This is a genomic window from Psychrobacter sp. AH5 (genome assembly GCF_040371085.1).
GTDB lineage: Bacteria > Pseudomonadota > Gammaproteobacteria > Pseudomonadales > Moraxellaceae > Psychrobacter.
This window is the reverse complement of sequence record NZ_JAMBMT010000005.1, coordinates 1-13,777: the sequence shown is the minus strand read 5'-3', so window position 1 is coordinate 13,777 and position 13,777 is coordinate 1. Positions and strand designations below refer to the sequence as shown.

Sequence of the window (13,777 nt, the reverse complement as noted above, 5' to 3'; positions counted from 1 at the left end):
AGGTACAACTACTCTTAATGAGGACCGCTGAAGATGGCACTGCTAGTAAAAGCCACATATACTGTCAGTTTGAGTAGTCCAAGCACTGTCGATACTGCTGTAACAATAACTATTAATAATGGTTCAGCTGAGTCAAATGATTATATTGCGCTGCTACTCAAACGGTTATTATTCCCGCAGGTGCTACCTCAGTGACTTTTAGTATACCTATTATCGATGATAATGTATTCGAAGGTCCAGAGGACTTTGATGTCATAATTACTAGTGTGGAATTCTGGTAACGCTACTATTAATCCTACTCAAAATACTGTAAATACTATTATTTTTGATAATGGTACTACCGATGGCGAGACACCGTTAGATCCTGAGAATCCACCGCTTGGCGATGATACGCCAGTAGTAAGTATTATCAGGTACCACTAATCTTAACGAAACAAGTTTTGATGGCACGCCAAGTTGAGGCAGTTTATACCGTTAATCTAAGCAATCCAAGTACAGTTGATACGAGTATAATCGTAACAATCATCGATGGCTCTACAGAAGGTAGTGCTGATTATACTGCACCAGTTACTCAAACGATTACTATTCCTGCAGGTGCTACCTCAGCAACTTTTAGTGTCCCTATTGTCGATGACAGTTTATTTGAAGGACCAGAGGATTTTAATGTAACTGTCACCAGTATAGATTCAGGTAGTGCCACTATTAATCCTACTCAAAATACTGTAAATACTACTATTTATGATGATGGTACTACTGATGGCGAGACGCCATTAGACCCTGAGAATCCACCACTTGGTGACGATACGCCAGTAGTAAGTGTTTCAAATGAAACAGTAAGTGAAGGTGATATCTTAGTACACACTGTCACCTTAAGTAATCCTTCAGCTACTGATATGATCTGTAGCTTTAGTATAGCGATGGTTCCGCCACCGCAGGGGATGATTATAGCAACATTCCTATGTTTAGCGATCGCGTTACTTATGATTCTATCACTGAAACTATTACGGTTCCTGCGGGGAGTGACTAGCTTTACGGTCAGATACCCAACCCTCGATGATGCTATCGCAGAACCAAACGAAACGGTTCTAATTACCGTTAATGGCGTTACTGGAATAGGTACAATCGTCGATGAAGACGAGCCAGGTCCTGAGGATACCATCACCGTCTCTATTGCCGACACCGTGGGCGACGTTGAAGAGGGTAATAGTGCCAGCTTCCCGATCAGCTTAACCGATAGCAATGGCAACCCGGTCAATGCGATCACCGATGTGGTGGTTGATGTGACTTATAGTGGCGTGGCCATTGACGGCACCGACTTTACCGGTGTGGTGCAAGTGACCATCCTTGCAGGCACTAGCAGCACCGATCTTGACATTGATACCATCGATGACTTTATCGCTGAGGGTAGTGAGCTGGTTGGCATCACCATCAGTAATCCGGTCGGCGGCGGCTTTGAGGCCATCGTGGTCGGTCAAGCCACTGCGGATATGAACATTGTTGATGAAGCTGATCCTGGGGCGGAGGATACCATCACCGTCTCGATCGCCGACACCGTGGGCGACGTTGAAGAGGGTAATAGTGCCAGCTTCCCGATCAGCTTAACCGATAGCAATGGCAACCCGGTCAATGCGATCACCGATGTGGTGGTTGATGTGACTTATAGTGGCGTGGCCATTGACGGCACCGACTTTACCGGTGTGGTGCAAGTGACCATCCTTGCAGGCACTAGCAGCACCGATCTTGACATTGATACCATCGATGACTTTATCGCTGAGGGTAGTGAGCTGGTTGGCATCACCATCAGTAATCCGGTCGGCGGCGGCTTTGAGGCCATCGTGGTCGGTCAAGCCACTGCGGATATGAACATTGTTGATGAAGCTGATCCTGGGGCGGAGGATACCATCACCGTCTCGATCGCCGACACCGTGGGCGACGTTGAAGAGGGTAATAGTGCCAGCTTCCCGATCAGCTTAACCGATAGCAATGGCAACCCGGTCAATGCGATCACCGATGTGGTGGTTGATGTGACTTATAGTGGCGTGGCCATTGACGGCACCGACTTTACCGGTGTGGTGCAAGTGACCATCCTTGCAGGCACTAGCAGCACCGATCTTGACATTGATACCATCGATGACTTTATCGCTGAGGGTAGTGAGCTGGTTGGCATCACCATCAGTAATCCGGTCGGCGGCGGCTTTGAGGCCATCGTGGTCGGTCAAGCCACTGCGGATATGAACATTGTTGATGAAGCTGATCCTGGGGCGGAGGATACCATCACCGTCTCGATCGCCGACACCGTGGGCGACGTTGAAGAGGGTAATAGTGCCAGCTTCCCGATCAGCTTAACCGATAGCAATGGCAACCCGGTCAATGCGATCACCGATGTGGTGGTTGATGTGACTTATAGTGGCGTGGCCATTGACGGCACCGACTTTACCGGTGTGGTGCAAGTGACCATCCTTGCAGGCACTAGCAGCACCGATCTTGACATTGATACCATCGATGACTTTATCGCTGAGGGTAGTGAGCTGGTTGGCATCACCATCAGTAATCCGGTCGGCGGCGGCTTTGAGGCCATCGTGGTCGGTCAAGCCACTGCGGATATGAACATTGTTGATGAAGCTGATCCTGGGGCGGAGGATACCATCACCGTCTCGATCGCCGACACCGTGGGCGACGTTGAAGAGGGTAATAGTGCCAGCTTCCCGATCAGCTTAACCGATAGCAATGGCAACCCGGTCAATGCGATCACCGATGTGGTGGTTGATGTGACTTATAGTGGCGTGGCCATTGACGGCACCGACTTTACCGGTGTGGTGCAAGTGACCATCCTTGCAGGCACTAGCAGCACCGATCTTGACATTGATACCATCGATGACTTTATCGCTGAGGGTAGTGAGCTGGTTGGCATCACCATCAGTAATCCGGTCGGCGGCGGCTTTGAGGCCATCGTGGTCGGTCAAGCCACTGCGGATATGAACATTGTTGATGAAGCTGATCCTGGGGCGGAGGATACCATCACCGTCTCGATCGCCGACACCGTGGGCGACGTTGAAGAGGGTAATAGTGCCAGCTTCCCGATCAGCTTAACCGATAGCAATGGCAACCCGGTCAATGCGATCACCGATGTGGTGGTTGATGTGACTTATAGTGGCGTGGCCATTGACGGCACCGACTTTACCGGTGTGGTGCAAGTGACCATCCTTGCAGGCACTAGCAGCACCGATCTTGACATTGATACCATCGATGACTTTATCGCTGAGGGTAGTGAGCTGGTTGGCATCACCATCAGTAATCCGGTCGGCGGCGGCTTTGAGGCCATCGTGGTCGGTCAAGCCACTGCGGATATGAACATTGTTGATGAAGCTGATCCTGGGGCGGAGGATACCATCACCGTCTCGATCGCCGACACCGTGGGCGACGTTGAAGAGGGTAATAGTGCCAGCTTCCCGATCAGCTTAACCGATAGCAATGGCAACCCGGTCAATGCGATCACCGATGTGGTGGTTGATGTGACTTATAGTGGCGTGGCCATTGACGGCACCGACTTTACCGGTGTGGTGCAAGTGACCATCCTTGCAGGCACTAGCAGCACCGATCTTGACATTGATACCATCGATGACTTTATCGCTGAGGGTAGTGAGCTGGTTGGCATCACCATCAGTAATCCGGTCGGCGGCGGCTTTGAGGCCATCGTGGTCGGTCAAGCCACTGCGGATATGAACATTGTTGATGAAGCTGATCCTGGGGCGGAGGATACCATCACCGTCTCGATCGCCGACACCGTGGGCGACGTTGAAGAGGGTAATAGTGCCAGCTTCCCGATCAGCTTAACCGATAGCAATGGCAACCCGGTCAATGCGATCACCGATGTGGTGGTTGATGTGACTTATAGTGGCGTGGCCATTGACGGCACCGACTTTACCGGTGTGGTGCAAGTGACCATCCTTGCAGGCACTAGCAGCACCGATCTTGACATTGATACCATCGATGACTTTATCGCTGAGGGTAGTGAGCTGGTTGGCATCACCATCAGTAATCCGGTCGGCGGCGGCTTTGAGGCCATCGTGGTCGGTCAAGCCACTGCGGATATGAACATTGTTGATGAAGCTGATCCTGGGGCGGAGGATACCATCACCGTCTCGATCGCCGACACCGTGGGCGACGTTGAAGAGGGTAATAGTGCCAGCTTCCCGATCAGCTTAACCGATAGCAATGGCAACCCGGTCAATGCGATCACCGATGTGGTGGTTGATGTGACTTATAGTGGCGTGGCCATTGACGGCACCGACTTTACCGGTGTGGTGCAAGTGACCATCCTTGCAGGCACTAGCAGCACCGATCTTGACATTGATACCATCGATGACTTTATCGCTGAGGGTAGTGAGCTGGTTGGCATCACCATCAGTAATCCGGTCGGCGGCGGCTTTGAGGCCATCGTGGTCGGTCAAGCCACTGCGGATATGAACATTGTTGATGAAGCTGATCCTGGGGCGGAGGATACCATCACCGTCTCGATCGCCGACACCGTGGGCGACGTTGAAGAGGGTAATAGTGCCAGCTTCCCGATCAGCTTAACCGATAGCAATGGCAACCCGGTCAATGCGATCACCGATGTGGTGGTTGATGTGACTTATAGTGGCGTGGCCATTGACGGCACCGACTTTACCGGTGTGGTGCAAGTGACCATCCTTGCAGGCACTAGCAGCACCGATCTTGACATTGATACCATCGATGACTTTATCGCTGAGGGTAGTGAGCTGGTTGGCATCACCATCAGTAATCCGGTCGGCGGCGGCTTTGAGGCCATCGTGGTCGGTCAAGCCACTGCGGATATGAACATTGTTGATGAAGCTGATCCTGGGGCGGAGGATACCATCACCGTCTCGATCGCCGACACCGTGGGCGACGTTGAAGAGGGTAATAGTGCCAGCTTCCCGATCAGCTTAACCGATAGCAATGGCAACCCGGTCAATGCGATCACCGATGTGGTGGTTGATGTGACTTATAGTGGCGTGGCCATTGACGGCACCGACTTTACCGGTGTGGTGCAAGTGACCATCCTTGCAGGCACTAGCAGCACCGATCTTGACATTGATACCATCGATGACTTTATCGCTGAGGGTAGTGAGCTGGTTGGCATCACCATCAGTAATCCGGTCGGCGGCGGCTTTGAGGCCATCGTGGTCGGTCAAGCCACTGCGGATATGAACATTGTTGATGAAGCTGATCCTGGGGCGGAGGATACCATCACCGTCTCGATCGCCGACACCGTGGGCGACGTTGAAGAGGGTAATAGTGCCAGCTTCCCGATCAGCTTAACCGATAGCAATGGCAACCCGGTCAATGCGATCACCGATGTGGTGGTTGATGTGACTTATAGTGGCGTGGCCATTGACGGCACCGACTTTACCGGTGTGGTGCAAGTGACCATCCTTGCAGGCACTAGCAGCACCGATCTTGACATTGATACCATCGATGACTTTATCGCTGAGGGTAGTGAGCTGGTTGGCATCACCATCAGTAATCCGGTCGGCGGCGGCTTTGAGGCCATCGTGGTCGGTCAAGCCACTGCGGATATGAACATTGTTGATGAAGCTGATCCTGGGGCGGAGGATACCATCACCGTCTCGATCGCCGACACCGTGGGCGACGTTGAAGAGGGTAATAGTGCCAGCTTCCCGATCAGCTTAACCGATAGCAATGGCAACCCGGTCAATGCGATCACCGATGTGGTGGTTGATGTGACTTATAGTGGCGTGGCCATTGACGGCACCGACTTTACCGGTGTGGTGCAAGTGACCATCCTTGCAGGCACTAGCAGCACCGATCTTGACATTGATACCATCGATGACTTTATCGCTGAGGGTAGTGAGCTGGTTGGCATCACCATCAGTAATCCGGTCGGCGGCGGCTTTGAGGCCATCGTGGTCGGTCAAGCCACTGCGGATATGAACATTGTTGATGAAGCTGATCCTGGGGCGGAGGATACCATCACCGTCTCGATCGCCGACACCGTGGGCGACGTTGAAGAGGGTAATAGTGCCAGCTTCCCGATCAGCTTAACCGATAGCAATGGCAACCCGGTCAATGCGATCACCGATGTGGTGGTTGATGTGACTTATAGTGGCGTGGCCATTGACGGCACCGACTTTACCGGTGTGGTGCAAGTGACCATCCTTGCAGGCACTAGCAGCACCGATCTTGACATTGATACCATCGATGACTTTATCGCTGAGGGTAGTGAGCTGGTTGGCATCACCATCAGTAATCCGGTCGGCGGCGGCTTTGAGGCCATCGTGGTCGGTCAAGCCACTGCGGATATGAACATTGTTGATGAAGCTGATCCTGGGGCGGAGGATACCATCACCGTCTCGATCGCCGACACCGTGGGCGACGTTGAAGAGGGTAATAGTGCCAGCTTCCCGATCAGCTTAACCGATAGCAATGGCAACCCGGTCAATGCGATCACCGATGTGGTGGTTGATGTGACTTATAGTGGCGTGGCCATTGACGGCACCGACTTTACCGGTGTGGTGCAAGTGACCATCCTTGCAGGCACTAGCAGCACCGATCTTGACATTGATACCATCGATGACTTTATCGCTGAGGGTAGTGAGCTGGTTGGCATCACCATCAGTAATCCGGTCGGCGGCGGCTTTGAGGCCATCGTGGTCGGTCAAGCCACTGCGGATATGAACATTGTTGATGAAGCTGATCCTGGGGCGGAGGATACCATCACCGTCTCGATCGCCGACACCGTGGGCGACGTTGAAGAGGGTAATAGTGCCAGCTTCCCGATCAGCTTAACCGATAGCAATGGCAACCCGGTCAATGCGATCACCGATGTGGTGGTTGATGTGACTTATAGTGGCGTGGCCATTGACGGCACCGACTTTACCGGTGTGGTGCAAGTGACCATCCTTGCAGGCACTAGCAGCACCGATCTTGACATTGATACCATCGATGACTTTATCGCTGAGGGTAGTGAGCTGGTTGGCATCACCATCAGTAATCCGGTCGGCGGCGGCTTTGAGGCCATCGTGGTCGGTCAAGCCACTGCGGATATGAACATTGTTGATGAAGCTGATCCTGGGGCGGAGGATACCATCACCGTCTCGATCGCCGACACCGTGGGCGACGTTGAAGAGGGTAATAGTGCCAGCTTCCCGATCAGCTTAACCGATAGCAATGGCAACCCGGTCAATGCGATCACCGATGTGGTGGTTGATGTGACTTATAGTGGCGTGGCCATTGACGGCACCGACTTTACCGGTGTGGTGCAAGTGACCATCCTTGCAGGCACTAGCAGCACCGATCTTGACATTGATACCATCGATGACTTTATCGCTGAGGGTAGTGAGCTGGTTGGCATCACCATCAGTAATCCGGTCGGCGGCGGCTTTGAGGCCATCGTGGTCGGTCAAGCCACTGCGGATATGAACATTGTTGATGAAGCTGATCCTGGGGCGGAGGATACCATCACCGTCTCGATCGCCGACACCGTGGGCGACGTTGAAGAGGGTAATAGTGCCAGCTTCCCGATCAGCTTAACCGATAGCAATGGCAACCCGGTCAATGCGATCACCGATGTGGTGGTTGATGTGACTTATAGTGGCGTGGCCATTGACGGCACCGACTTTACCGGTGTGGTGCAAGTGACCATCCTTGCAGGCACTAGCAGCACCGATCTTGACATTGATACCATCGATGACTTTATCGCTGAGGGTAGTGAGCTGGTTGGCATCACCATCAGTAATCCGGTCGGCGGCGGCTTTGAGGCCATCGTGGTCGGTCAAGCCACTGCGGATATGAACATTGTTGATGAAGCTGATCCTGGGGCGGAGGATACCATCACCGTCTCGATCGCCGACACCGTGGGCGACGTTGAAGAGGGTAATAGTGCCAGCTTCCGATCAGCTTAACCGATAGCAATGGCAACCCGGTCAATGCGATCACCGATGTGGTGGTTGATGTGACTTATAGTGGCGTGGCCATTGACGGCACCGACTTTACCGGTGTGGTGCAAGTGACCATCCTTGCAGGCACTAGCAGCACCGATCTTGACATTGATACCATCGATGACTTTATCGCTGAGGGTAGTGAGCTGGTTGGCATCACCATCAGTAATCCGGTCGGCGGCGGCTTTGAGGCCATCGTGGTCGGTCAAGCCACTGCGGATATGAACATTGTTGATGAAGCTGATCCTGGGGCGGAGGATACCATCACCGTCTCGATCGCCGACACCGTGGGCGACGTTGAAGAGGGTAATAGTGCCAGCTTCCCGATCAGCTTAACCGATAGCAATGGCAACCCGGTCAATGCGATCACCGATGTGGTGGTTGATGTGACTTATAGTGGCGTGGCCATTGACGGCACCGACTTTACCGGTGTGGTGCAAGTGACCATCCTTGCAGGCACTAGCAGCACCGATCTTGACATTGATACCATCGATGACTTTATCGCTGAGGGTAGTGAGCTGGTTGGCATCACCATCAGTAATCCGGTCGGCGGCGGCTTTGAGGCCATCGTGGTCGGTCAAGCCACTGCGGATATGAACATTGTTGATGAAGCTGATCCTGGGGCGGAGGATACCATCACCGTCTCGATCGCCGACACCGTGGGCGACGTTGAAGAGGGTAATAGTGCCAGCTTCCCGATCAGCTTAACCGATAGCAATGGCAACCCGGTCAATGCGATCACCGATGTGGTGGTTGATGTGACTTATAGTGGCGTGGCCATTGACGGCACCGACTTTACCGGTGTGGTGCAAGTGACCATCCTTGCAGGCACTAGCAGCACCGATCTTGACATTGATACCATCGATGACTTTATCGCTGAGGGTAGTGAGCTGGTTGGCATCACCATCAGTAATCCGGTCGGCGGCGGCTTTGAGGCCATCGTGGTCGGTCAAGCCACTGCGGATATGAACATTGTTGATGAAGCTGATCCTGGAGCGGAGGATACCATCACCGTCTCGATCGCCGACACCGTGGGCGACGTTGAAGAGGGTAATAGTGCCAGCTTCCCGATCAGCTTAACCGATAGCAATGGCAACCCGGTCAATGCGATCACCGATGTGGTGGTTGATGTGACTTATAGTGGCGTGGCCATTGACGGCACCGACTTTACCGGTGTGGTGCAAGTGACCATCCTTGCAGGCACTAGCAGCACCGATCTTGACATTGATACCATCGATGACTTTATCGCTGAGGGTAGTGAGCTGGTTGGCATCACCATCAGTAATCCGGTCGGCGGCGGCTTTGAGGCCATCGTGGTCGGTCAAGCCACTGCGGATATGAACATTGTTGATGAAGCTGATCCTGGGGCGGAGGATACCATCACCGTCTCGATCGCCGACACCGTGGGCGACGTTGAAGAGGGTAATAGTGCCAGCTTCCCGATCAGCTTAACCGATAGCAATGGCAACCCGGTCAATGCGATCACCGATGTGGTGGTTGATGTGACTTATAGTGGCGTGGCCATTGACGGCACCGACTTTACCGGTGTGGTGCAAGTGACCATCCTTGCAGGCACTAGCAGCACCGATCTTGACATTGATACCATCGATGACTTTATCGCTGAGGGTAGTGAGCTGGTTGGCATCACCATCAGTAATCCGGTCGGCGGCGGCTTTGAGGCCATCGTGGTCGGTCAAGCCACTGCGGATATGAACATTGTTGATGAAGCTGATCCTGGGGCGGAGGATACCATCACCGTCTCGATCGCCGACACCGTGGGCGACGTTGAAGAGGGTAATAGTGCCAGCTTCCCGATCAGCTTAACCGATAGCAATGGCAACCCGGTCAATGCGATCACCGATGTGGTGGTTGATGTGACTTATAGTGGCGTGGCCATTGACGGCACCGACTTTACCGGTGTGGTGCAAGTGACCATCCTTGCAGGCACTAGCAGCACCGATCTTGACATTGATACCATCGATGACTTTATCGCTGAGGGTAGTGAGCTGGTTGGCATCACCATCAGTAATCCGGTCGGCGGCGGCTTTGAGGCCATCGTGGTCGGTCAAGCCACTGCGGATATGAACATTGTTGATGAAGCTGATCCTGGAGCGGAGGATACCATCACCGTCTCGATCGCCGACACCGTGGGCGACGTTGAAGAGGGTAATAGTGCCAGCTTCCCGATCAGCTTAACCGATAGCAATGGCAACCCGGTCAATGCGATCACCGATGTGGTGGTTGATGTGACTTATAGTGGCGTGGCCATTGACGGCACCGACTTTACCGGTGTGGTGCAAGTGACCATCCTTGCAGGCACTAGCAGCACCGATCTTGACATTGATACCATCGATGACTTTATCGCTGAGGGTAGTGAGCTGGTTGGCATCACCATCAGTAATCCGGTCGGCGGCGGCTTTGAGGCCATCGTGGTCGGTCAAGCCACTGCGGATATGAACATTGTTGATGAAGCTGATCCTGGGGCGGAGGATACCATCACCGTCTCGATCGCCGACACCGTGGGCGACGTTGAAGAGGGTAATAGTGCCAGCTTCCCGATCAGCTTAACCGATAGCAATGGCAACCCGGTCAATGCGATCACCGATGTGGTGGTTGATGTGACTTATAGTGGCGTGGCCATTGACGGCACCGACTTTACCGGTGTGGTGCAAGTGACCATCCTTGCAGGCACTAGCAGCACCGATCTTGACATTGATACCATCGATGACTTTATCGCTGAGGGTAGTGAGCTGGTTGGCATCACCATCAGTAATCCGGTCGGCGGCGGCTTTGAGGCCATCGTGGTCGGTCAAGCCACTGCGGATATGAACATTGTTGATGAAGCTGATCCTGGGGCGGAGGATACCATCACCGTCTCGATCGCCGACACCGTGGGCGACGTTGAAGAGGGTAATAGTGCCAGCTTCCCGATCAGCTTAACCGATAGCAATGGCAACCCGGTCAATGCGATCACCGATGTGGTGGTTGATGTGACTTATAGTGGCGTGGCCATTGACGGCACCGACTTTACCGGTGTGGTGCAAGTGACCATCCTTGCAGGCACTAGCAGCACCGATCTTGACATTGATACCATCGATGACTTTATCGCTGAGGGTAGTGAGCTGGTTGGCATCACCATCAGTAATCCGGTCGGCGGCGGCTTTGAGGCCATCGTGGTCGGTCAAGCCACTGCGGATATGAACATTGTTGATGAAGCTGATCCTGGAGCGGAGGATACCATCACCGTCTCGATCGCCGACACCGTGGGCGACGTTGAAGAGGGTAATAGTGCCAGCTTCCCGATCAGCTTAACCGATAGCAATGGCAACCCGGTCAATGCGATCACCGATGTGGTGGTTGATGTGACTTATAGTGGCGTGGCCATTGACGGCACCGACTTTACCGGTGTGGTGCAAGTGACCATCCTTGCAGGCACTAGCAGCACCGATCTTGACATTGATACCATCGATGACTTTATCGCTGAGGGTAGTGAGCTGGTTGGCATCACCATCAGTAATCCGGTCGGCGGCGGCTTTGAGGCCATCGTGGTCGGTCAAGCCACTGCGGATATGAACATTGTTGATGAAGCTGATCCTGGGGCGGAGGATACCATCACCGTCTCGATCGCCGACACCGTGGGCGACGTTGAAGAGGGTAATAGTGCCAGCTTCCCGATCAGCTTAACCGATAGCAATGGCAACCCGGTCAATGCGATCACCGATGTGGTGGTTGATGTGACTTATAGTGGCGTGGCCATTGACGGCACCGACTTTACCGGTGTGGTGCAAGTGACCATCCTTGCAGGCACTAGCAGCACCGATCTTGACATTGATACCATCGATGACTTTATCGCTGAGGGTAGTGAGCTGGTTGGCATCACCATCAGTAATCCGGTCGGCGGCGGCTTTGAGGCCATCGTGGTCGGTCAAGCCACTGCGGATATGAACATTGTTGATGAAGCTGATCCTGGGGCGGAGGATACCATCACCGTCTCGATCGCCGACACCGTGGGCGACGTTGAAGAGGGTAATAGTGCCAGCTTCCCGATCAGCTTAACCGATAGCAATGGCAACCCGGTCAATGCGATCACCGATGTGGTGGTTGATGTGACTTATAGTGGCGTGGCCATTGACGGCACCGACTTTACCGGTGTGGTGCAAGTGACCATCCTTGCAGGCACTAGCAGCACCGATCTTGACATTGATACCATCGATGACTTTATCGCTGAGGGTAGTGAGCTGGTTGGCATCACCATCAGTAATCCGGTCGGCGGCGGCTTTGAGGCCATCGTGGTCGGTCAAGCCACTGCGGATATGAACATTGTTGATGAAGCTGATCCTGGGGCGGAGGATACCATCACCGTCTCGATCGCCGACACCGTGGGCGACGTTGAAGAGGGTAATAGTGCCAGCTTCCCGATCAGCTTAACCGATAGCAATGGCAACCCGGTCAATGCGATCACCGATGTGGTGGTTGATGTGACTTATAGTGGCGTGGCCATTGACGGCACCGACTTTACCGGTGTGGTGCAAGTGACCATCCTTGCAGGCACTAGCAGCACCGATCTTGACATTGATACCATCGATGACTTTATCGCTGAGGGTAGTGAGCTGGTTGGCATCACCATCAGTAATCCGGTCGGCGGCGGCTTTGAGGCCATCGTGGTCGGTCAAGCCACTGCGGATATGAACATTGTTGATGAAGCTGATCCTGGGGCGGAGGATACCATCACCGTCTCGATCGCCGACACCGTGGGCGACGTTGAAGAGGGTAATAGTGCCAGCTTCCCGATCAGCTTAACCGATAGCAATGGCAACCCGGTCAATGCGATCACCGATGTGGTGGTTGATGTGACTTATAGTGGCGTGGCCATTGACGGCACCGACTTTACCGGTGTGGTGCAAGTGACCATCCTTGCAGGCACTAGCAGCACCGATCTTGACATTGATACCATCGATGACTTTATCGCTGAGGGTAGTGAGCTGGTTGGCATCACCATCAGTAATCCGGTCGGCGGCGGCTTTGAGGCCATCGTGGTCGGTCAAGCCACTGCGGATATGAACATTGTTGATGAAGCTGATCCTGGGGCGGAGGATACCATCACCGTCTCGATCGCCGACACCGTGGGCGACGTTGAAGAGGGTAATAGTGCCAGCTTCCCGATCAGCTTAACCGATAGCAATGGCAACCCGGTCAATGCGATCACCGATGTGGTGGTTGATGTGACTTATAGTGGCGTGGCCATTGACGGCACCGACTTTACCGGTGTGGTGCAAGTGACCATCCTTGCAGGCACTAGCAGCACCGATCTTGACATTGATACCATCGATGACTTTATCGCTGAGGGTAGTGAGCTGGTTGGCATCACCATCAGTAATCCGGTCGGCGGCGGCTTTGAGGCCATCGTGGTCGGTCAAGCCACTGCGGATATGAACATTGTTGATGAAGCTGATCCTGGGGCGGAGGATACCATCACCGTCTCGATCGCCGACACCGTGGGCGACGTTGAAGAGGGTAATAGTGCCAGCTTCCCGATCAGCTTAACCGATAGCAATGGCAACCCGGTCAATGCGATCACCGATGTGGTGGTTGATGTGACTTATAGTGGCGTGGCCATTGACGGCACCGACTTTACCGGTGTGGTGCAAGTGACCATCCTTGCAGGCACTAGCAGCACCGATCTTGACATTGATACCATCGATGACTTTATCGCTGAGGGTAGTGAGCTGGTTGGCATCACCATCAGTAATCCGGTCGGCGGCGGCTTTGAGGCCATCGTGGTCGGTCAAGCCACTGCGGATATGAACATTGTTGAT

At 53.6% G+C, this 13,777-nt stretch carries 4 protein-coding genes; all 4 read left to right on the top strand.

Annotation, left to right across the window (positions count from 1 at the left end):
- Window positions 1–33: 33 nt before the first annotated feature.
- A complete protein-coding gene (locus M0N77_RS13070; protein ID WP_353105678.1) occupies window positions 34–195 on the top strand; it encodes a hypothetical protein in 162 nt (53 codons plus the stop codon).
- 69 nt (window positions 196–264) lie between these two features.
- Complete coding sequence (locus M0N77_RS13065) at window positions 265–423, top strand: hypothetical protein (RefSeq protein ID WP_353105677.1); 159 nt, start codon at window positions 265–267, stop codon at window positions 421–423.
- Window positions 424–443: 20 nt separating this feature from the next.
- Window positions 444–7,925 (top strand): Calx-beta domain-containing protein, encoded by a 7,482-nt coding sequence (locus tag M0N77_RS13060; protein ID WP_353105676.1) that lies wholly within the window; start codon window positions 444–446, stop codon window positions 7,923–7,925.
- A gap of 50 nt (window positions 7,926–7,975) precedes the next feature.
- The coding region (locus tag M0N77_RS13055) for a beta strand repeat-containing protein (RefSeq protein ID WP_371834233.1) at window positions 7,976–13,777 on the top strand (5,802 nt) is incomplete at its 3' end.

Excerpts from the sequence above, each read along its gene's own strand:
- M0N77_RS13060 (WP_353105676.1), top strand. The coding sequence starts at position 444 with ATGGCACGCCAAGTTGAGGCAGTTTATACCGTTAATCTAAGCAATCCA.
- M0N77_RS13070 (WP_353105678.1), top strand. The coding sequence starts at position 34 with ATGGCACTGCTAGTAAAAGCCACATATACTGTCAGTTTGAGTAGTCCA.